Here is a 20,583-nt window from a genome sequence, read left to right on the forward strand (position 1 = left end):
ATGATTGATGGCTTTCTAAGCTGTCGTTGCACTAATATTTATTTAACGGTTCACGATGACGCCGTCCACAGTAACTGCATTTTTGCCATTGTTTTTGGCAAAATATAGATAAGACTCGGCGCGATTGTAAAACATTTCCTTGGTTTTATCTTTTTCATGCCACTCGGCAACGCCAATTGAGATTGTGACGCCAAAAGTGCCTTTATCAGTATTCACAGAGAGCTCATTGACGGCCTTTAAAATATTTAAAGACATTTTCTGTGCCTCAGCATAATCTGTATTTTCTAGAATAGTGCCAAACTCTTCGCCGCCAATTCGAAATAGCTCCGCACCTTTGTAGTTAACAATATTTTCCCTGATAGCGTGTGATACCTCTTTTAAAACAGCATCACCTATTAAATGCCCATAAGTATCATTAACCAGCTTAAAATTATCTATATCCAATATGATAAACGCTAGTTGAATTGTTTTATTTTTTGCCGCTTTAAACGATTGGTCAAAACTTTTTTCAAAGGCGGTACGGCTACTCAATTGCGTCAAAAAATCAGTATTAATACGTTCAATCAAAGCTTCATATTGTATACGACCGACGCTATTAACCAAATGAATGCAGGTCATATAAACAATCAACTTACAAATCAGAGCAATAAACAGGAGCACATCAAGTTCTTGACTAGGTAAAATCAATAACCCCCACGACGTAGCAAATACAATCATTGCAATTACAAATAATAATTTGTTTTCAATAATTGCCACTGAATATTTTTGAATAACAAAGGCAGAAACAGCGATGACTAGCAAACCTATTACAGCTATTGCAAGGCTAAGTGGCGTGATATCATGAATACCTCTATTAAAATTGAAGTTAATAAAAAATATGGTTGCAACCAAGGTTAAAATGTAAACTTGACCCCGTTCATTTAGCATTAATAGAAAATAAAACCACAACAAAACTTGTAAATTACATTCGGTCAACCATTGTGTATAACTATCAATCGAAAGCAAATAACTTTGCAACATAAATATGCTAAACAGCGGTACAAAGGAGCGAATGAAGTGTAGAAAATTTTCGTATTTTTTTGTCTGAAATGCTGATGCCATAGCATTTAAAATCATGCAGCACAATGAAATAATGCCGACGACAATAAAAAAAGAAAAAACACTAGTTAAGTTAAAAAGGCCAAAGAATATGCTAAAAAATTCTGAAATGATCGTCATTTTGATCACGCTTATTCCTCTCAACATGTTTTTTACAATCAGTCGGACAAGCATTGGTTTTAAACAAAAATCCCTGTTGCAAGCTTACGCCCAATGTTTGTAAGTTGTCAGAAACACTCTCCGTCTCAACCCCTTCAACAACTAAATCCATGTCATGCCTACCAACAATCGACTGTAACAAATGAATTTGCAGCACAATCTCGTCTGGTGTCATCATTTTCTCAAGATGACGATAAGAAATCTTGAGACGATCAAGATATTGAATCGTAATTTCAAGATTGCCTAATGAATTATTACCTGTTGTTAAGTCATCCAACGCTAGTCGATAACCCAATTTTTTTAAGCGTTTAAACGCCAAAACATTAATCGTTTCACCATACTGACCATAACGTCTTAACGTTGGAATTTCAGTGATTTCTAAAATTAAGCGAGACCGATTTTCTTGTGAAATATTCTTCATAATTTCGAAAGTCGTTTCGTATTCAATTTCTTGTTGATCAAGGTTCAACGAAAAATGTATTTCTGGATTATCAACTAAAATACGGTTCACTTCCTGCACAATATGCTTCAAAAATTTGGCATGGATTGTTTCCGATTTTGTCATCCACGCATACTCATCTTTGGGAAAACCTGAGACAATATTATTACGTAAAAGTAATTCAAATTCTATTATCTGTTCATTTTTTAAATGTCGAATTGGTTGTCCTACGAAGTAAAAATTTTTAATTGCATCAGTTATAATAGTATTCAAAACACTATCGCTCCTTTAATTTCAAATATTTATGTCAATTAAAAATCTTTACTATTTTAACGAAGAACATTATATTTAAATTTATGTAATAATATCTTAATTTTATCACACCTTTTATACTTTAATAAGTCCTATTATGTAGACAAAAAACGCTAACCTATTCGGCTAGCGTTTTCGTTTTGACTATTAAATACCACTAAATACACGATCAATCGTCTGATAGTCATCATCTGACAAGTCAACTTTTAACGTAGCAGCATTGTCGGCCACTTGTTGCGGTTGTCTGGCACCAGGAATCACAACAGCAATATCAGGATTTTTGATATACCACGCCAAAACAGTCTGGGCAACAGTAGCTTGATGACTACTAGCAATCTGTTTGACCACATCTATTCCAGTCATTATCTTATGAAATTGATCTGCTGAAAATTGCTTAAACTTGCTACTATCTTCTGGCTGATACTTACCCGTAAGTAATCCTGAGGCTAATGGAAAGTATGGCACAAATTGAATGTTATTTTCCTTTAGGTATGGCCACAACCTGGTTTCAGCTTCACGATCAACTAAGTTGTAATGATCTTCTACAAAATCAACGCCACCATCTTTATTGGCTTCTTTAATTTGTTCTAAACTAAAATTAGAAACACCGACAGCCTTGATTTTGCCAGCTTGTTTTAGCTTAGTTAAAGCGTCTACTGCTTCATCTTTAGGCGTATCGTCATCCGGAAAATGGATATAAAACAAATCAATATAATCTGTTTTGAGACGTGTCAAAGCATCATCAACAGCTTGTGTTAAAAAAGCTGGCGTGTTATTAATTTTTAAATCGTGATTAGGATCTTGCGCTGCTTTAGTCGCAATTTTAAAGTTTTCACGCGGATAATTTTGTAAAACATCCCCAATGATTTCTTCGGATCGACCCAATCCGTACATAAATGCCGTATCAATCACTTGAATATTTGAATCTAATGCTTCTTTTACAAGGTCATAACCATCTTGATCACGAAGGCCGTCAAACAAATTGTGTCCACCGACTTTATTTGTGCCAATACCTAACTTTGCAGCCTTATGATTTAGTTGATTTACAACGTCTTTATCTATCATTTGCGTCTCCTCCTACTTACTATTTATAACTATAATTATAAACCCTAAGCAGATAGCAACCAAATGATTTGTTTGCAAATGACACTGCTATTTTTAACCACAAAAAAAGCACACGCTACTGTGTGCTCCAAAATATACTAAATTATGCTTGATTCAAATCAATTAAAATTTTAGCTTGTGACTTATCACGTGTCAACGCTTCAAAACCATCATTAACAATGTTATCCAATTCAATGGTATCAGTGATAACTGGTTGAACATCAATTTGACCGCTACTTACCAAATCAACCGTTTGTTGGAATGTTTCCTTAGAATAAGCAATCGTTGTGGTCAACTTGACACCAGCGTTCATCAATTGCATTGGATCAAAGCTAATTGGCTTAGCAAAAATTGAAACAATAACAACACTACCACGTGGACGTGTCGCGTCAATTGCTTGTTCAAACGTTGGTTGTACACCAGCAACTTCAAATGATACATCGGCACCACCTGGAATAATGTCTTTAATCGCAGCAATTGCGTCTGGCACTTGGCTAGGATTAATGACGTCTGTTGCGCCCATTTCCAATGCTTTCTTCAAACGAACTTCTGACAAGTCCACCGCAACAATTTTAGTTGCGCCAGCAGCTTTTGCAGCCGCAGCAACCAAAACACCAATTGGTCCAGCACCGAAAATAACAACCTTTTCGCCAAATCGCAAATCACCTTCTTTAACGGCTTGAACCGCAACAGCAGTTGGTTCAATTGTTGCAGCTAATTTCAATGAAAAGTCTTCTGGAAGATGATAAAGATTCTCTTCTGGGACATTGACAAACGAAGTGAAGCCACCATCTGTGCTCAAACCAATGAAGCTATAGCCATCATAAACATCAAGATTATCAGGTGAAATTCCCTTAGTCACTGTTGGATTAATCGAAACATGATCACCAACTTTAAACTTGGTAACATCAGCACCAACTTTTTCAATCACACCAGAAAATTCATGTCCCATTGTTAATGGTGCTTGTCCACCAGTTAAAGTGTCTGGTGCATCAACTGGAATAAAGACGGGTCCTTCCAAATATTCATGTAAGTCACTGCCGCAAATTCCGGCATACGCTACACGTACAACAACTTCGTCGGACTTTGCTGGCTTTAACGCAACATCCTCGACTCTAACATCTTTCACACCATGCCATACAGCTGCTTTCATTATTATGTCTCCTTTGATGACAGTAAGTTTTTAAAGACTATATGTCTTTAGTAATATTATAACGCTTATTTTATTTCTTTGTGTAAAAAATCACCTGAAAATAATGATTAAATTCAACCATCATTTGATTTTATCAACCATGCTTGTAGGATATTTTACAAGCAATATTTTTGCATCGGCCGTATTTATCGTTTAATGTAAGTGTTATCAATTAAGAAAGAAGTAAAATGCAAATGTCATTTTATGAATTAAGTGACGGACAGCAATTGCCAGCAGTTGGTTTTGGTACCTATAAACTCAACGGTATCACAGGTGCTCATGCTATCACTTCAGCAATTAAAGCTGGTTATCGTTTATTAGACACTGCTTTCAACTATCAAAACGAGGGCACTGTGGGACAAGCAATCAAGGCTTCCCATGTCTCACGTGATGAACTGATTGTCACTTCGAAATTGCCGGGTAAATATTATAGTGATCAACAGGCATCAATTGATTTGATTCAAGAATCCTTATTTCGTTCCAAATTAGATTACTTTGATTTGTACTTGCTTCATTGGCCAAATCCGATTGATGATCATTATGTTGAAGCATGGGATACGCTAATTCAAGCACAGAAGTTTGGATTAGTAAAATCAATCGGTGTCTGCAATTTCTTACCTGAACACCTAGAACGACTACAAACAGAAACGGGTCATTTACCGGTAGTCAATCAAATCGAATTACATCCTTTCTTTAATCAAGCAGAAATGCGTGCGTATAATTCTGAAAACAATATCTTAACTGAGGCTTGGAGTCCCCTAGGCCGAGCAAGCGATTTATTGACTAACCCAACCCTAGTTGATATCGCTAAAAAATATCACAAAAATGTTGGTCAATTGATTTTGAAATGGGAAGTATCACTAGGTGTTCTCCCTATTCCAAAAGCCACTCACTTTGCCCGTCAAGTTAGCAACTTGGATATTTTTGATTTTGACATCACAGAGGACGACATGGCACGTATTAACGCACTGTCAAAACCTGATGGTCGAACCAATAACCAAGACCCTGCCGTTTATCAAGAATTCTAAAAAAAGCTTTTAATCTCTTCAATAATAAGAGATTAAAAGCTTTTCTTTTGATCAGATTTTAAACGAATCCACCAAATACATCATCCAAATCAATTGGTTCATGCTTCGTAACAATTGTTTCTTTGTTGACGAATGTTTCAATACCAAAGCGACCCAATTCACGACCGTAGCCGGAATTTTTAACACCGCCGAATGGCAATTCAGGTAATGTACCACCAAAGCTGTTGACAAAGACTGCACCAGTTTCTAGGCGTGATGCCACTTCAGTTGCATGTTCAGCCGAACCACCAAACACAACGCCACTCAAGCCATAGTGGGAATCGTTGGCTAAAGCAATTGCTTCTTCTTCATCCTTGACTTTGTAAACTTGTCCAACTGGACCAAAGAATTCTTGATAAAATGCTGGGTTTTCCTTAGTGATGTTGGTCAAAATAACTGGCTCGAATTGTGCAGCTGGCAAGTTCTGTTCAACACTACCAAACGCAAGTGTTGCGCCAGCATCGACTGCCGCTTTAACTTGTTTTGTCAGATTCTGCTTAGCTTTTGAAGTACTTAGTGGTGCCAAAGTGGTATCTGAATCCATTGGGTCACCAATTTTTGCTTCAGAAAAGGCTTCTTTGAGCATATCTAACAGCGCATCATAGTTCTTTTCTGTCACGATAAAGCGCTTTGATGACGTGCAGACTTGACCAGCATTATACAAACGTGCGCCACCAATAATTTTCTTAATTTCTGAAAGGTCAGCGTCTTCCAAAACAATAAATGGATCACTGCCGCCGAGTTCAAGAGAACTCTGCTTCATGTTCTTACCAGCTTCTGCGGCAATAAGTTGTCCAGCGCGCTCTGATCCTGTCAACGCCACACCTTGAACACGATCGTCTGCAATAATATTATTAACTTGATCATAGTCAACGTAAAGATTAGTGAAGGCACCGTCTGGTACACCTGCTTCGCTAACAACTTTTTCAAAAGCACCAGCTGCCATTGGCGTGTTACTAGCATGCTTCAATAACATTGGATTGCCTGCCATGAAGTTAGGGGCAAAGACACGCATAATTTGATAGTATGGGAAGTTCCAAGGCTCAACTGTCATCAAGACACCTGTTGGTCTTGAGATTGTTTGGGCTGGTCCGATTGATGATTCAATTGGCTCTGGTTTCAAAAATTCCGCTGCATTTTTGGCATAATAACGTGCAATTGATACACAAATAGCAACCTCGCCTTGCGCTTCTACGAAACGTTTTCCCATTTCAAGGGTCAAGACTTTGGCTAACTCATCTGTTTGTGCTGCCATCACGTCAGCCACTTTATTCAACGCTGCGGCACGACTTTCAACAGGATCATTACGCCATTTTTTATACAGTGCATGACCCTTTGCAATTGCTTTTTCGACATAGGCATCATCATGATTGTCATATGTTTTAATCACTTCATCTGTAAATGGATTAATTGTTTGATAGCTCATTTTATTCGACCTTTCGTTTGATACAGAGTGAGTATAACTAACAACATCATTACTATAACACCGTTCAAATTATTACAAAAGTATTTAACTTGTGATTTTATATGCAAATAATATGTAATATTATTCACAAAAAAACATGATCATCAATTGATCATGCTGACTATTCAACACTGGCTATATAAGCTAGAGTTTGCTGATAACACTTTTTGGCTGCTTTAGTTTGATAATTAAATTGATATTCATGTGTGATGGACTTACTGGTATGATTAAAAAATTGGCTCGTCACTGGAACCCCTAGTTGTTTTAACTTTTTTTCAAACGCCAAACCTTGATCTTGAAAAGAATAAGCATTGCCATCTGTGATATAGGTTGGTGGAAATTCAGTTGTGACATGATCAACTAAAGAAGCTTGCTTTAGCTCAACTGACTTTTGCCATTGGTGTGTTCCTAATTCACTCCAAGCAACTGAATGAACGAACCATTTTAATATTAATGAATCACTTTTTTGATCTAATACTTGCTTGAGATTAACTGGGCCACAATATGAAATCGCGCCTTTAACAGTATCTTTTGGAATAGCTGTTTGAAATTTCATACTTTTGGCGTAGCTTTTATTCGTTGCCAATGCTGCATATTGCAGGGCAATTTGTGCACCGGCCGAATCACCGCCAACAATTATTTGAGATGTATTCAAATTTGATTGACCTTTTAAATAATTTATTGCGTCATTTAACTGATATAGTTGGCTTGGATAAGTCGCGGTGGGCGCCAACTGATAGTTAATTGCAATGACTGTTAATTTGGCGTCAGCAGCTATTTTTGTGGCAAATTCCTTCATGCCACTTTTGTCACCACCCACATACCCACCACCGTGAACCCAGACAAGTGTTGCTTTAGATTTTGTTACATTTTTTGGTTGATAAATATCTAAAGTGTTTTTTTGATAATGAGACGGATAAACGACATTACCGGTCACCGTGACATTTTTAGAAGCCGACTTAAAAGCACTTTTATCCGTAATCGTTACTGGCCCGTCAAACATACGTTTAATCAAATATGTACTTGGTCTTGGAGACAAACTAAATGCTAACAAAGTTGTCAATATTATGACTAATAAGGAAACAACCAACCAGAAAAGCCACCTTCTAATTCTTCGCCACATCAACCATCACCTACTCATATTTCGCTCTTTTAAATTACTATTACTTTTATCATATCATGTGTATGAACACAAAAAAACCAAACCCGTTAGGATTTGGAAAGGTTTAATGACTACAACATAATTTATCTATTAATGTCCTAAACTCCAACCACCATCAATTGGCACTACTGCGCCATTGATATAGTCAGCTTGTGGACTAGTTAAAAATAAAGTTAGATCAGCTACTTCTTGTGGTGTCGCCCAACGTTTTGCAGGTGTTTGTTCAGCCACTTGTTTAGCCATTGCGCCATCTCCCGCGAAGTCCGCTGCATTCATCGGCGTATTGATAGCTCCTGGAGCAATCGCGTTAATGTGAATACCCTTTTGAGCATAGTCAAATGCCAGTTGTTTGGTATAACCAATAATCGCGTGTTTGCTTGTTGTATAGGCAGCACCACCTCCACCCGCGGAAAATCCTGCGATAGAAGCCATATTCACAATGTGGCCACCACTTCTTGCAATCATACCGGGCAACACTGCATTAGCTGTAATAAACATGGGTGTAACATTCACGTCTAGAACATGTTGCCAATTCTCAAAATTCGTTTCCAAACTAGGTTGATAATTGTCTAAAATACCAGCCGTATTGATTAAAATATCAATACTTTCCTTGTCTGTAATAGTGGTTAGTAAATTAATTAGCTCGTCATGGTGACTGATATCGAGTTGATAAGTAACTAGCCTTTCATGCTGTATGTCTATGAGCTGTTCATCGATTGCAATAACACGAGCACCGTTTGTTAAATAACTCATCATCTGAGAAAAACCGATGCCAGAAGCGGCACCGGTAATCAAAATATTCTTATTTGTATATGTCTTTGTCATTATTTACTCAAATCAACTATTTTACTAAGTGAAAAAATAATAATGCCACCCACAATTAATGAAACAAGTTCACCGGGTACTACGCTAATGTAATACGCCAACCATTGTGCAAAGAGTCCGCCTTTTGCACCAGAGGCAAAGGCACCACTCGCGCCAATGCTGAAAGCAAACGTAAATTCAGCAGCCAAAATGGCCATGCCAATAGTTGAAACAACAGCCGAACTAATAATAATTTTTACGATCGCACTTTTTACTTTTTTTGTTAATAAATAAGTAACAGCCGTCATAATAACAGTCCCTAAAGTGCCAAACACCCAATCAATCCACCCTAAAGGTGAGACCAAATTAGCGATTAATACACCTAATCCAAGCGCTAGTACATAACGTTTGTTCCAAGCTGATAAATGATTCAGCCCTTCGGACAGGCGTAACTGAACTGGACCAAATCCTATTGGTGCAACAACAATAGTAATCGCTGCATACAAAGCAGCGACAATTGCTACCATAGTAATGTTGCGCGTACGGCTTGATTCTGAAACTGTCATAGATTTTTGCATTGATAAATTCTCCTAGTTTTGATGAGCGGGATGGTAGATGAACCGCTGTTTTCATTGTCACGTTGATTCCTATGCTTTATCAACGATCATTGAGTGTCTTGATTAATTCGTACTTTCATCCATAAAATCTTTAAGTTGCTTTGAACGGCTTGGGTGGCGCAACTTTCTCAAAGCTTTAGCCTCGATTTGGCGAATACGCTCACGTGTTACACCAAATACACGACCTACTTCTTCCAACGTGCGCGTACGTCCATCTTCTAAGCCAAAGCGCAAACGCAACACGTTTTCTTCTCTATCAGTTAATGTGTCCAAAACTGACTCCAACTGCTCACGCAACATTTCGTAGGCAGCTGAATCAGCAGGTGAAACGGCTTCATTGTCCTCAATGAAGTCGCCCAAATGTGAATCATCCTCTTCACCAATAGGTGTTTCAAGTGAAACAGGTTCTTGCGCGATTTTTAAAATTTCACGGACTTTGTCGGCCGTCAAATCCATTTCGGCACCAATTTCTTCCGGTAGTGGTTCACGTCCAAGATCTTGCAGTAATTGACGCTGAATACGAATCAATTTGTTAATTGTTTCAACCATGTGAACTGGAATACGAATTGTACGTGCCTGATCAGCAATAGCGCGTGTAATAGCTTGACGAATCCACCATGTGGCATAAGTTGAAAATTTGAAGCCCTTGGTGTAATCAAATTTGTCAACAGCTTTCATAAGACCCATGTTACCTTCTTGAATTAAATCCAAGAATTGCATACCGCGACCGACATACCGCTTAGCAATTGACACAACCAAACGCAAGTTGGCTTCGGCTAATTCTTGCTTGGCTTCAACATCGCCGTTTTCAATTCGCTTGGCGATTTCTATTTCTTCGTCGCCTTTCAAGAGGTTAACACGACCGATTTCCTTGAGGTACATGCGAACAGGGTCGTTGATTTTGATTCCGGCTGGTGTTTCTTCTGCTTCGGCTAACTCCTCTGCTGAGGGCTTATTTTGTTTGGCTTTCAACACTTCTGGTGCGGGGTCACCATTGTCATCAACAATTGCAATGCCCGCATCTTCAACCTTTTCCATCAAACGTTCGATATTTTCTTCATCTAAGTTGAACGGCTCTGCCAAGCGTTTTGATAAATCAGCATAAGTAATTGACTTAGCAGTCTTAAACTCAGCAATCAATGCCTTTGTGGCTTTATCATATTCTGGATTTTTAAGTGGACCAGATTTTTTGGCTGACTTTGGCTTTGATGCTTTACCCGCTGCTGCAGCTTGTTCAGGTGTCTTACCTTGTGCTAAAGCCAATAATTCAGCTTTCTTAGCGCGACTATTGTAAGCGATATTGTTCTCATCTAGGTATGCTTTGATATCTAAAATTTTGCTTGAACTTGAAACAGTTGTCATGCTTAACTCCTTTTTACACTAAAAGTGCGTTCCATTACTGTTGTTGCTTCTTAATGTTAATCAATTCGGTTGTCAATTGTACTAGCTTCGTGTCATCACGTTGTTGCTTTGCAACGGTAATTTGTCGTTGCAATTCTTCAATTTTCGACATTTTTGGGGCATCATTTATGATTAAACGTAAATAATCGCTAACCGCTTCGTCTTTAACTTCCAAATCACCAAACAAACGATCTATGGCCATTATTTTTTGGTTCAGCTCTGGCTTTTGCAAAAAATCCATAAATTCTGCAATGTCGAAACTGCCAATATGATCTCGCTGATAAACTTCAGCTAACATCATTAATAACTGATAATCTGAATGAACAAATGCAAAACCGGCAGTAGACTTAACCCGACGCATCACTTGCGGATCTTTAATCATTGCCATAATTAAGGCACGCTCAGCCAACTCTACCTTGGAAACCGTGTTTTTAAACTGTGGGTTAGCCTCATAAAGTTGATCATAATAATTATCTTGTGGCGGCTCGCCATAAAAATCATCCCTAGTCGTCAAACGCTGTGATTGCACTTGTGACTGATTTGACTTCTGCTGAAGTGTTTGTGCCAATTGCGCTTGCAACGCTTGCTTAGAAGTCCCGAACTCTTTAGAAATTCGAGTTAACTGCAAATCTTGCTCTACTGGCGTAGCGCGACCCAGTATTATCATCACTTCTTTTAAAAATTGCAAATATTGTGATTGATTGCTTAAATTTTTATCACGTTTAGCATCATCAACCAAAAATTCAATCGGCGTTTGGATACTTTGCGTCAAAGATTGTGCTAACTGGGGTAACCCTAATTTAATCCGCACTTCATCTGGATCAAGATGATCAGGTAAATGCACCACGCCAATTTCAAGTGATTTAGTGTTGTTCGTAATCAACTCAATCGAGCGTCGTGCAGCTGTCTGACCGGCATCATCACCATCATACACCAGCAAAATTCGTTTGGCAATTTTTGCTAATTGGTGGACATGATCGCTTGTTAGCGCAGTTCCCATAGTCGCTACACCAACTTTTTGATCAGCCATGTCAGCTGAAATAACGTCCATGAAACCTTCAAATATCATCGCTGTGCCAGTCTGTCTGATGACATTTTTCGCACGATCAAAATTATATAAGATTCGTCCTTTCATAAAAAAAGGACTCTCAGGGCTATTCATATATTTAATTGAATTGTCTTTATCCAGCGCACGACCAGAAAATCCAACCACTTGACCGCGCTCAGTTTTAATTGGCCAGACAATTCGACCAGCAAAGCGGTCACGCTGTTCTCCGGCACTATTGGTGAGAAATAATTCTGAGGCTGATAATAGCGATGGCGATAGATTCTGATTTTTTGCGTAACTCAACAACAAATTATCGTCAGGTACAAAGCCTATACCAAATGTTTTAATAATATCATCTGTCAGATGACGTTTGTCGTGAAGATACTGAAGTGCGGCTTCTCCTGAGGTCGTATTAAGCAACGTGTGCTGATATAACCTCTGTGCGTCATTGTGCAATTGATAAATTGCTTGAGTCGTCGCATCTACTTGGTGCGTGGCCGTCGCTGAAATACTACTGTCAATCGGCATGTCAACACTCTCAGCCAGAAACAGGACAGCCTCTGGATAAGATAGCCCTTCTTTCTCCATAATAAAGGAAAAAACTGAACCCGAGCGACCGCAAGAAAAACAATTAAAAACTTGTTTGTTTTCCTCAACAAAAAGTGATGGATGCTTGTCTTCGTGGAATGGACACGAACCATTCCATTGACGTCCTTTTTTGGCGAGCGGCGTGTACTGACCAATAACATCAACAATATTTACTTTCGACCGTACTTCATCAATGAATGATTGCGGAATTCTACTCGCCATGCACACCCCTTTCCAAATAATAAAAGTCGCAAACGACGTCGTTCGCGACCTAATCTTCGTATCTAAAATTATACGTTCAATATTTTAATTTGTCAAGCCCTTTTATTTTTATTAAATCGCTTTATAGCAACGTTTGAGCCATATCAGGATTTTTAATTTAGGATATTATGTTAACTTAGTGAGGCCTTGGAGATGTCAACCCCAAGCCGAACGATTGTCCCTTACTCCATAAAATATTCTTGACATAAAATCAATATTAACATTGTTACGATTCAAACACTAAACATCCCCATACCTAGAAGTAAGACAGTAATAGTCAACAAGTAATCAGTTTTGTTAAATTGTTTAGTATGATGTAAAACTTTCTAGGTCGGACTTGTATTTACTGAATTGAGATTCATCAATGTCTGCTTGAATCTTTCCCACTGTTTTGCGAAGCAACCGAACATTTTGTGAAATTTCATCAATCCAATTATATTTGACATGATTGCTTAAGGACCTTTATAAAGCGATGTTGACTGCGTCTAGTTGGAATTGTTGATTTTTTATATTGGCGTTTCATTGTGTCTCCTGTTTCTATTGTATGTTAAAATATAGTTAACAAACTACAAGGGGTATCATTATGACTACATCAGCTACCAGCATCCGCATGGATGATGATTTAAAAAAAGCAGTTAACATTAAACTTGATGCACTCGGTATGAATTTCAATACTTTTGTTGTCATGGCGTCTAAGCAACTTGTGGCGCAAAACAGATTGCCGTTTGATACGACGGTGCCTCAAGCGTTTGACCGTGAAGCAGCCATTGAAGAACTTAATCGAATGCTTACCATCTCTGACCGTGAACTCAAATATAATCGTGATCAGGCCAAACCCGTTCAACAAGTTGCTGAAGAATTAGCGGACTATCATTTTGACTGATTATGAAGTCGTTATCACAGCCATCGCTCAAAAAGAAATTCTAGCTATTGGTCAATACATCAACGATCAATTCAAGCGTCCAGATACTGCTAGAAAAACAATGGTAAATATTGCAAAAGGTGCTAATAAGTTGCGCTTTTCAGCAGACAGTTTTCCGTTCGTCAAAAATCGATTTGAACTGACAGAAGTTGTAAATGATTATCAATATTTTATGCCTTATCAGCACTATTTTGGCATTTTCTATGTTGATAGTAGTGAGAATAAAGTTTACGTCACACATGTTTTTGTAAGAGGACAAAATGTTGGTTCGTTACTTTCTGATGATTAGATACCGTGAGGTATTTTAATATATTAGGCAGATTGTAAAATTAAACCGAACACCTTGCATAAAAAAACTGCAGAGACTTTAATGGTAATTGACTAAAATCAACCATAAAGGATCTGCAGCTTATGTCTTCTAGTTTATCAGCTCACGAACGTTCTGTCATTGAAACAATGATCAAACTTAATCATTCAACTCGAGAAATAGCCCGTTTCTTAAAGCGTTCTCCTGCAACTATTACCTACGAGTTAAATCGAATTAAACCATACAATGCACAACAGGCTCATCATTTAGCCCAGTGTAATCGGCACAAACACGGTCGCCATCCGACCCTAACACCTGAAATATCAGCTTTTTTGAACCATCACATTGGTATCTTGAAGTGGTCACCAGAAACGGCTGCTCATGTATTGGGTATTGCTTTCAAGACCATCTACAACTGGATTCATCATGGTTTGCTTAAAATTAAGTTATCAGATTTACCTGATAAAGGTATTCGACGTAAACGTCAATCTGACGGCCGTAGACGTGTTTTTGCTCATGGCCGTTCAATTGAAAAACGACCAAAAGCTGTCCAATTAAGACAAGAATTTGGTCATTTTGAAGTTGATACGATGCAATCTGGTAAAACACGTGGCGATGTTTTAGTGACCATCACAGAACGATTGAGTCGACAACATATCATGAGACATGTCAGTGGGCGCAATAGTCAGGCAGTGACACCAGCTATTATTAGGTTTTTCAAGGGTATAAAAAATGCTAAATCAATTACAGTTGATCACGGTCGAGAGTTTGCAAAATATGATGAAATAGAAGAACAGCTAGGCATACCGATGTATTTTGCACACCCATATTCACCAGAAGAACGTGGTAGTAATGAAGTGCTAAATCGATATGTCCGTCGTTTTATCCCAAAAGAACGCAAAATTGAAACCATCAGTCAGAAAGAATTAGATCAAATTAATCATTGGATTAATGCCAGGCCAATGAAAACGCTCAACTGGCAATCACCACGAAAAGTCTTTCAGAAACATGCGGTGTTCGGATGATTCTTGCAATCTGCCATTAATTCTATTTTTCATAATCAAGATATCACTGTTCTCAATTTCTTCGGAATATAATTTTTCTTGAAAATATCGCTTAGTTAAATTAAAATTATACTTTGCACCAAACAATCACAAACTTTATCGTTCAAATTATCCCCAGTATAGCTATCCTTGCTATACTGGGATTAACAATCATTATTTAGGAGGTTTTGCAGTGACAAGAAGTAAAACAATACAACTATATCTAATAGATGGCGTTCCAAAGGGGCGTATAAAGTGCACGCTGGCTAACTGGACTGGAATTGCTTATAAGATACCTAGAATTGAGCTTGACAAGGCTAAGTCAATCGACTACTTGAAACAAAGTGGAGTCTATTTCTTGTTTAGTACTTCAGATGAAACACAAGAAAACATAGTCTACATTGGGCAAGCAGGAAATCGTAAAAATGGTGAAGGTATCCTAAATCGCCTTCAAGAACATAAACGTAATCCAGATAAAGATTATTGGACAGAGGCAGTTGCTTTCACCACAACTAATAATGCTTTCGGACCAACTGAAATCAGTTATCTTGAAAATCAATTTACCAATCTTGCACGTGATAGCAAACGTTATATAGTGAAAAATAGCAACGAGCCTAACCTTGGTCACGTTACAGAAGAAAAAGAATCAGAACTCGAGGAATTTATCGACTATACCAAAATTGTCATTGGTTCTTTAGGGTATCGCGTATTTGAGCCTCTTATAGTTGACGATAGTCCATCAGAATTCATTGAACCCTCTAGCAAGGAATTACTGCTTTACTTCAAACAGAAAAGTCGAAAAAGCAAAAAATCCATCGAGGCATCTGCAAAACAAACGAGCGAAGGTATTGTTTTATTAAAGGGAAGCCATATCGAAATCATTGACTCTACCTCTATTCCTGAGAAAATTCGGAAAATGCGTCAAAAAGATAATCTAGTCATTGATGGTATTCTTCAAGAAAATACTCTATTCACCTCACCTACATATGCTGCTGCGTTTGTAATTGGAGGCCATATCAACGGCAAGAATGCATGGAAGGATGAGCATGGTCGTTCCCTAAACGAAATTGAAAAATCAGAATAATCATCTAGGCAGAAGATAACTATCTCTGCCTTTTTGCATTCTAACAATCCACCCAATCTACCGTCATACGATTTACCTAGCAAACTATCAAAGTCTCTTTACTAATATATTCCCAAAAACCTGAAAGTTGCAACTCCCCAATAATTTTTCAAAATCCTTTGTTTCAAATCATCTACGCAACTCTTGTTATCATTACCACCAACAAAAACAACAAAATACTTTCCACTCATAAAAAAGAGTGAAAGCCCTTAATAACAATCTATTTTAATGCTTTCATTTTGTATCAATTTCAAAATGATTATAATAATATCAGTCATGTCAGTTTTGCCTAAGTAAGACGCCTGTAATTGTTTCAGAGCTTCTAGCTTGTCACCAGTGATGAACAGATTTTCAGAATCATTGAATGTATTCACCTTTTCCTTATAATCATCATCAGCGTATATGTAACTTTCCTCAGGCTGAGGACGTAAAGTCTTGGTTGTTGGTGTTGCTGCTTCAAAATACGCCTTGGCTTTACCATTCCAAGTAAAGTCATAGCGTTCTTTTTGGTCTTCGGCACGGTCGAATAAGTCCCGCAGTTCATTTAATAATTCAGTGTCAACTTTACGCAAGCTGATATCTGACAGATTGACACTTTCAGGTGTATCAGTCATTGGTTTCTCCTTTGAATTTTGTATTTGTTTTTAAATACACCACGTGGTAGAATGTATTTAACATTAAATACACGAGGGCATTATGATGGCAAAAGCAACAAGTATTCGATTTGATGACAATTTATATGACACGATTTTGGCTTACAGCCAAATGAACAACCAATCCATTTCAAGCTTTGTGAGCGAAGCGGTGGCAACTTACGTAGCGGATAAAGGTGTTCAACCTGACGCCAAATCAGCTATTGATGACTACGTTGATCGCTTCGCCCCTTTGCTCGAAAAGCTCAAGGATAAATAAAATATGCACTATCTCACAAAATCTGATTTTATTTACCTAAATGAGCACGTTGTCAAAAAAGTTGGTGGTACTAACTTTGGGGTGATTTCCGATGCCTCCTTAGAGGCAATAGTCGAGCAGCCCAAGCAAATCGTTTTTGGTCGCGAACTATACCCTTCGATTTGGTTAAAGGCAGCGTACATTCTCCAAAAAACAGCCAAGAAACATGCTTTTTCTGATGGCAATAAACGTACTGCCATCATGGCAAGTTTAGTTTTTTTGAATATCAATGGGTATCACCCCATTGACGATGAACTAATCAATAATTCAGAGGAATTTGTCTTGGCAGTTACCACCTCACCCGATAATGAAACAATCATGCTAAAAATTGCCGAATGGTTGGAAGGTACACATCAGAAGTCTAAGTAATTAGAACTTTTTGCTGCGTGACTTGATTTCTTGTTTCAAATCATCAATGACGCGATTGGTAGTGTTATTAAATCTTTTCATTTTAAGCTTCGCTTTTTGTTCTCTACATTAAGTGGATTTGGTATATATTTAGTATATTGATCGTATATAATCCGTATATATACACATTATATATTATGCCACTAAACGCCGGTAATTAGTCATCATAAATGGTAAAGATGTCACGACGTGTTAATCTTTACCATTTAAAATCATCAAAATTTTATGTTTTTCAATATCGCTCGCTTCTAAATATCTTTGTTTTAGCTCATTGCTACTTTTTCTTCTCGCTATTGAAGCCGCCAGCCCGTTTAAATGGGCAAATTTTTTGAAGATATTTATATTTTCATTGATCGCCTCACTATTAAGTTGTTTAATTTTTAAATTAGCTATCTTTTTGATTTGTTCATCTTCTGTTTTCTGACTGATTAACGTTAAATCCCGTTCAGATATTCCCAAAGTTAGAATTGATTTCATGAGACCATTTTGTTCCAGCGCCGTGAATCGTAGTTGCTCATCTAGTATACTTGACATTTATTTCTCCTGTTTAACGTCACTTGGACTTTGTCACAAAAAAACCGCGCTCGATATACGAACACGGTTAAGTGACGTATATCCGTTTACAGTGGAGCACCTTACCAATTGGCAGGTTGCTGCTAGGTCAAAGTGTGTAACCACTCACTAGCTCTTGATATAACACGTGATTTAATTGTTGACTTTAATTTATACTAATTGATCTTCGAAGTCAAGCGAATTTAGTAAAATACGACTACACATTTTAATCCAATTTTCGTCATTCTTGGAATTAAAATAGAATCGATCTTGTTTTTTGGGATAAAATGACATGTGCCTATCACTTATTTTTTTAACACCTATCTTAACTTTATTTTGATTAGGTATTCCCAACTCCTTCATAACATACACATTACCCGGTAAATTATCAAATACGACTTGCCCATCCAAATTAGAATAACGAATTAACGGCGCACCATCTCTCTTCAGAGTCACTTTTCCATTTTTGGAGAATAATTGGTAACCTATATCAGCAATAGGCTCTCCATTTTTGTTAAGTCGGTAAAAAGAAAAATTGAATTTCTTTTTTGATAATTGCATCATCACAATTTTTCGATAAAGTAAAAAGAACTGACCAATTAGCAACAAAACAACACCAATCAGAATTATACCTTGTTTCAGAGTATGCCACTTATTGGCGGTATCAATTTTTTTTGTCATATCTGCTGTGTATGGCACCCGATATCCGGTCACCAACAGTCGATGAGAATTAATCATATATGGTGTACATGTCAAAAGCGTAACTAAATCTTTGTTTGGTTCAATTTTTAATCCTTGATAATCCTCAGGTTTAACAATTTGAATTTTAAAAACCTTATAGGCTAATTTTTTATGCAATACTGTTAAAACAAAAACATCATTTTTTTTAACTTTATTGAGGTTTGTGAATAAAACCCGCGATGCCAATCCACGATGAGCGGAAATAACGCTATGCGTTCCTTCCCCGCCAATTGGAAAAGAAGTGCCTTGCAATACTGTTGCGCCATAATTGAGTGTTTCTTCATTTGTAGTATCAAAAAGAGGTATATCTAATCCGATTTTTGAAATACTAATTTTTCCGATTAAGTGCTTTTTTAGATCGACGTGCTCATTATAAGTGGATCCAGAAAAAGGATCACTACCTGCCACGATACCGTCTTGACGTAATTTTGCATTTTTCTTACGCATACTGGCTTCTTTAGACAAAATATTTTTATTTGTTTGAGATTGTAAGGTCTTAATACGTTGTTCATCAATAAAATGATTAAGCGCTCCAACATAAAATGGATACAACGCAACCAAAAATCCGATTAAAAAAATAAGATTTAAAATAAAATTTTGCTTTGTTCTCTTCTTTTTAGTCATTTTTTTGATTACTTTCCATTATGATTTGATAATTACTTCGCTTTGTCTTTTTTAAATAAAATCGTTTATTAGTCAACTTTTTTACATAAGCGCAGAATGGTTTTTCATTTGTCATAGAATTTTCAATTAAAATTTTGTACTGTCCACCAGACAATTTACCAAAGTTAACTTGGCCGTTTTTATCACTAATTGCTCGATACATATCCCCCTGCTGATTGAAAAGTGGTTTTCCATTTTTTTGAACCAATCTAAAAGATAGATTTGGCACTGCAAGATGATTTTGATAAACATAGAATCGCAATAAATAATAGCGTTTGGTAGCTAACAGTTCAATTATTTCTCGTTTCAAAATATAACAAATAATCGCAAGAACAGTCACAAGTAGTGCCAATAAGACTAACAGATGTTTGGCTTGGTATTGCGAAGTTTGCTTTTCTTGATGGTCAAATGCTGATTTGCTGAGGGGAACCCTTTTACCAGTGATCAACAGCCGGTGAGTGTTAATCATGTATGGCGTACACGTCACCAAAGTTGCCAAATCTTCGTTTGCTTTTATACCAACATCATTTAAATTCGACGGCAACACAACTTTCTTACTAACTACTTGATAAGCTAATCGCTTGCCATACACTTTGAAAAAAAACTTATCACCTATCTTTAGCTTATGTAAATTGGTGAACAACAATTGACTAGTCAAACCACTGTGACCTAAAAGCACAGTATGAGTGTTATTACCACCAACCGGATATGAACTGCCGGGCAACAATGTAATACCTTGTTGCAATAAACTTTCAGTGGTTGTATCAAAAATTGGTAAACTTAGTGATATTTTAGGAATAAATATACTACCTAAGGCATGTTGCCTATAATAAGACTGATCTTCCTTTGGCACATTTTTTAAAGATGTACCAAGAATATTTTTTACTGGAGAAATTCCTAATTGCTGATTTTCTTCAGTCTTTTTCTTATTCGCTGCGATTAGTTCTTTTAACTTCTTATCACTTGCTTTTTGATTAATCTGGTTAACTGAATTAACCTCTCTTTGAGCAACATAATTATTAACAGCATTGGCAAAAAAAGGGTACATAAATATCATAAAGCCAATCACAAACATAATGGCAATAAACAACTTCAATGAAATATTCGTTCTATTATGATTTATCTTTGACATGTTCTTATTCCCCTTTATAATTTG

At 37.1% G+C, this 20,583-nt stretch carries 21 protein-coding genes; 7 read left to right on the forward strand and 14 right to left on the reverse strand.

All coding sequences use genetic code 11. The features are described from left to right. Positions 1 to 42: 42 nt before the first annotated feature. From ACI3ES_RS06200 to ACI3ES_RS06215, 4 genes are all read right to left on the reverse strand, one after another. A complete protein-coding gene (locus tag ACI3ES_RS06200; protein ID WP_258552010.1) occupies positions 43 to 1,101 on the reverse strand; it encodes a GGDEF domain-containing protein in 1,059 nt (352 codons plus the stop codon). A gap of 91 nt (positions 1,102 to 1,192) precedes the next feature. After that, positions 1,193 to 1,969, reverse strand: a complete 777-nt coding sequence (locus ACI3ES_RS06205; RefSeq protein WP_051000479.1) for an EAL domain-containing protein — start codon at positions 1,967 to 1,969, stop codon at positions 1,193 to 1,195. 186 nt (positions 1,970 to 2,155) lie between these two features. Continuing rightward, on the reverse strand, positions 2,156 to 3,073 hold the full coding sequence (locus tag ACI3ES_RS06210; RefSeq protein WP_407631947.1) for an aldo/keto reductase: 918 nt from the start codon (positions 3,071 to 3,073) through the stop codon (positions 2,156 to 2,158). A gap of 142 nt (positions 3,074 to 3,215) precedes the next feature. Further along, a complete protein-coding gene (locus ACI3ES_RS06215) occupies positions 3,216 to 4,265 on the reverse strand; it encodes a 2,3-butanediol dehydrogenase (protein WP_114666959.1) in 1,050 nt (349 codons plus the stop codon). A gap of 233 nt (positions 4,266 to 4,498) precedes the next feature. Here ACI3ES_RS06215 and ACI3ES_RS06220 point away from each other — a divergent pair, with 233 nt between their 5' ends. After that, positions 4,499 to 5,332 (forward strand): aldo/keto reductase, encoded by an 834-nt coding sequence (locus tag ACI3ES_RS06220; RefSeq protein WP_114666958.1) that lies wholly within the window; start codon positions 4,499 to 4,501, stop codon positions 5,330 to 5,332. Positions 5,333 to 5,390: 58 nt separating this feature from the next. Here the strand turns inward: ACI3ES_RS06220 and ACI3ES_RS06225 are convergent, their stop codons facing one another. From ACI3ES_RS06225 to dnaG, 6 genes are all read right to left on the reverse strand, one after another. Beyond that, the gene (locus ACI3ES_RS06225) at positions 5,391 to 6,797 is read right to left on the reverse strand and encodes an NAD-dependent succinate-semialdehyde dehydrogenase (RefSeq protein WP_114666957.1); all 1,407 of its coding nucleotides are present in this window, start codon (positions 6,795 to 6,797) and stop codon (positions 5,391 to 5,393) included. A gap of 160 nt (positions 6,798 to 6,957) precedes the next feature. After that, positions 6,958 to 7,959 (reverse strand): alpha/beta hydrolase, encoded by a 1,002-nt coding sequence (locus ACI3ES_RS06230; protein WP_114666956.1) that lies wholly within the window; start codon positions 7,957 to 7,959, stop codon positions 6,958 to 6,960. Positions 7,960 to 8,088: 129 nt separating this feature from the next. Beyond that, entirely contained in the window at positions 8,089 to 8,823 is a 735-nt protein-coding gene (locus tag ACI3ES_RS06235) for a 3-oxoacyl-ACP reductase (protein WP_181809838.1), read from the reverse strand. Next, complete coding sequence (locus ACI3ES_RS06240; RefSeq protein WP_114666954.1) at positions 8,823 to 9,380, reverse strand: QueT transporter family protein; 558 nt, start codon at positions 9,378 to 9,380, stop codon at positions 8,823 to 8,825. The genes ACI3ES_RS06235 and ACI3ES_RS06240 overlap by 1 nt, the downstream gene beginning before the upstream one ends. Before the next feature lie 102 nt (positions 9,381 to 9,482). Continuing rightward, positions 9,483 to 10,781, reverse strand: a complete 1,299-nt coding sequence (gene rpoD, locus ACI3ES_RS06245) for an RNA polymerase sigma factor RpoD (protein ID WP_010295445.1) — start codon at positions 10,779 to 10,781, stop codon at positions 9,483 to 9,485. Positions 10,782 to 10,815: 34 nt separating this feature from the next. Next, positions 10,816 to 12,678 (reverse strand): DNA primase, encoded by a 1,863-nt coding sequence (gene dnaG, locus ACI3ES_RS06250; RefSeq protein ID WP_114666953.1) that lies wholly within the window; start codon positions 12,676 to 12,678, stop codon positions 10,816 to 10,818. 622 nt (positions 12,679 to 13,300) lie between these two features. Between dnaG and ACI3ES_RS06255 the strand changes: the two genes are divergently transcribed. The 4 genes from ACI3ES_RS06255 to ACI3ES_RS06270 all read left to right on the forward strand — a co-directional run bounded on the left by ACI3ES_RS06255 (position 13,301) and on the right by ACI3ES_RS06270 (position 16,073). Continuing rightward, the gene (locus ACI3ES_RS06255; RefSeq protein ID WP_198913092.1) at positions 13,301 to 13,600 is read left to right on the forward strand and encodes a type II toxin-antitoxin system RelB/DinJ family antitoxin; all 300 of its coding nucleotides are present in this window, start codon (positions 13,301 to 13,303) and stop codon (positions 13,598 to 13,600) included. After that, positions 13,593 to 13,928, forward strand: coding sequence for a hypothetical protein (locus ACI3ES_RS06260; protein WP_114666702.1), 336 nt, complete (start codon positions 13,593 to 13,595; stop codon positions 13,926 to 13,928). Before ACI3ES_RS06255 ends, ACI3ES_RS06260 begins: the two co-directional genes overlap by 8 nt. A gap of 122 nt (positions 13,929 to 14,050) precedes the next feature. Beyond that, positions 14,051 to 14,971: an IS30 family transposase gene (locus ACI3ES_RS06265; protein WP_012268558.1), complete on the forward strand. Its 921-nt coding sequence runs from the start codon at positions 14,051 to 14,053 to the stop codon at positions 14,969 to 14,971. A 211-nt stretch (positions 14,972 to 15,182) separates the two neighbouring features. Continuing rightward, complete coding sequence (locus ACI3ES_RS06270) at positions 15,183 to 16,073, forward strand: GIY-YIG nuclease family protein (protein WP_114666703.1); 891 nt, start codon at positions 15,183 to 15,185, stop codon at positions 16,071 to 16,073. Positions 16,074 to 16,321: 248 nt separating this feature from the next. Here ACI3ES_RS06270 and ACI3ES_RS06275 read toward each other — a convergent pair whose 3' ends face one another. Next, positions 16,322 to 16,726: a hypothetical protein gene (locus ACI3ES_RS06275; RefSeq protein ID WP_371866760.1), complete on the reverse strand. Its 405-nt coding sequence runs from the start codon at positions 16,724 to 16,726 to the stop codon at positions 16,322 to 16,324. Between the two features lie 82 nt (positions 16,727 to 16,808). Here ACI3ES_RS06275 and ACI3ES_RS06280 point away from each other — a divergent pair, with 82 nt between their 5' ends. Then, entirely contained in the window at positions 16,809 to 17,024 is a 216-nt protein-coding gene (locus ACI3ES_RS06280; RefSeq protein ID WP_114666704.1) for a hypothetical protein, read from the forward strand. Between the two features lie 3 nt (positions 17,025 to 17,027). Then, a complete protein-coding gene (locus tag ACI3ES_RS06285) occupies positions 17,028 to 17,432 on the forward strand; it encodes a type II toxin-antitoxin system death-on-curing family toxin (protein ID WP_114666705.1) in 405 nt (134 codons plus the stop codon). A gap of 231 nt (positions 17,433 to 17,663) precedes the next feature. Here the strand turns inward: ACI3ES_RS06285 and ACI3ES_RS06290 are convergent, their stop codons facing one another. The 3 genes from ACI3ES_RS06290 to ACI3ES_RS06300 all read right to left on the reverse strand — a co-directional run bounded on the left by ACI3ES_RS06290 (position 17,664) and on the right by ACI3ES_RS06300 (position 20,559). Beyond that, positions 17,664 to 18,005 (reverse strand): hypothetical protein, encoded by a 342-nt coding sequence (locus ACI3ES_RS06290; RefSeq protein ID WP_114666706.1) that lies wholly within the window; start codon positions 18,003 to 18,005, stop codon positions 17,664 to 17,666. 189 nt (positions 18,006 to 18,194) lie between these two features. After that, the gene (locus ACI3ES_RS06295) at positions 18,195 to 19,388 is read right to left on the reverse strand and encodes a class C sortase (RefSeq protein WP_317211607.1); all 1,194 of its coding nucleotides are present in this window, start codon (positions 19,386 to 19,388) and stop codon (positions 18,195 to 18,197) included. Beyond that, entirely contained in the window at positions 19,381 to 20,559 is a 1,179-nt protein-coding gene (locus ACI3ES_RS06300) for a class C sortase (protein ID WP_114666708.1), read from the reverse strand. The genes ACI3ES_RS06295 and ACI3ES_RS06300 overlap by 8 nt, the downstream gene beginning before the upstream one ends. Positions 20,560 to 20,583: the final 24 nt, after the last annotated feature.

Source organism: Leuconostoc falkenbergense (assembly GCF_045801155.1).
Classification (GTDB): domain Bacteria; phylum Bacillota; class Bacilli; order Lactobacillales; family Lactobacillaceae; genus Leuconostoc; species Leuconostoc falkenbergense.

Bases quoted from the DNA above. Each gene is read 5' to 3' on its own strand.
- ACI3ES_RS06200 (WP_258552010.1), bottom strand. From the start codon at position 1,101: ATGGCATCAGCATTTCAGACAAAAAAATACGAAAATTTTCTACACTTC.
- ACI3ES_RS06210 (WP_407631947.1), bottom strand. From the start codon at position 3,073: ATGATAGATAAAGACGTTGTAAATCAACTAAATCATAAGGCTGCAAAG.
- ACI3ES_RS06215 (WP_114666959.1), bottom strand. From the start codon at position 4,265: ATGAAAGCAGCTGTATGGCATGGTGTGAAAGATGTTAGAGTCGAGGAT.
- ACI3ES_RS06220 (WP_114666958.1), top strand. From the start codon at position 4,499: ATGTCATTTTATGAATTAAGTGACGGACAGCAATTGCCAGCAGTTGGT.
- ACI3ES_RS06225 (WP_114666957.1), bottom strand. From the start codon at position 6,797: ATGAGCTATCAAACAATTAATCCATTTACAGATGAAGTGATTAAAACA.
- ACI3ES_RS06230 (WP_114666956.1), bottom strand. From the start codon at position 7,959: ATGTGGCGAAGAATTAGAAGGTGGCTTTTCTGGTTGGTTGTTTCCTTA.
- ACI3ES_RS06235 (WP_181809838.1), bottom strand. From the start codon at position 8,823: ATGACAAAGACATATACAAATAAGAATATTTTGATTACCGGTGCCGCT.
- ACI3ES_RS06240 (WP_114666954.1), bottom strand. From the start codon at position 9,380: ATGCAAAAATCTATGACAGTTTCAGAATCAAGCCGTACGCGCAACATT.
- rpoD (WP_010295445.1), bottom strand. From the start codon at position 10,781: ATGACAACTGTTTCAAGTTCAAGCAAAATTTTAGATATCAAAGCATAC.
- dnaG (WP_114666953.1), bottom strand. From the start codon at position 12,678: ATGGCGAGTAGAATTCCGCAATCATTCATTGATGAAGTACGGTCGAAA.
- ACI3ES_RS06255 (WP_198913092.1), top strand. From the start codon at position 13,301: ATGACTACATCAGCTACCAGCATCCGCATGGATGATGATTTAAAAAAA.
- ACI3ES_RS06265 (WP_012268558.1), top strand. From the start codon at position 14,051: ATGTCTTCTAGTTTATCAGCTCACGAACGTTCTGTCATTGAAACAATG.
- ACI3ES_RS06275 (WP_371866760.1), bottom strand. From the start codon at position 16,726: ATGACTGATACACCTGAAAGTGTCAATCTGTCAGATATCAGCTTGCGT.
- ACI3ES_RS06280 (WP_114666704.1), top strand. From the start codon at position 16,809: ATGATGGCAAAAGCAACAAGTATTCGATTTGATGACAATTTATATGAC.
- ACI3ES_RS06285 (WP_114666705.1), top strand. From the start codon at position 17,028: ATGCACTATCTCACAAAATCTGATTTTATTTACCTAAATGAGCACGTT.
- ACI3ES_RS06290 (WP_114666706.1), bottom strand. From the start codon at position 18,005: ATGTCAAGTATACTAGATGAGCAACTACGATTCACGGCGCTGGAACAA.
- ACI3ES_RS06295 (WP_317211607.1), bottom strand. From the start codon at position 19,388: ATGACTAAAAAGAAGAGAACAAAGCAAAATTTTATTTTAAATCTTATT.
- ACI3ES_RS06300 (WP_114666708.1), bottom strand. From the start codon at position 20,559: ATGTCAAAGATAAATCATAATAGAACGAATATTTCATTGAAGTTGTTT.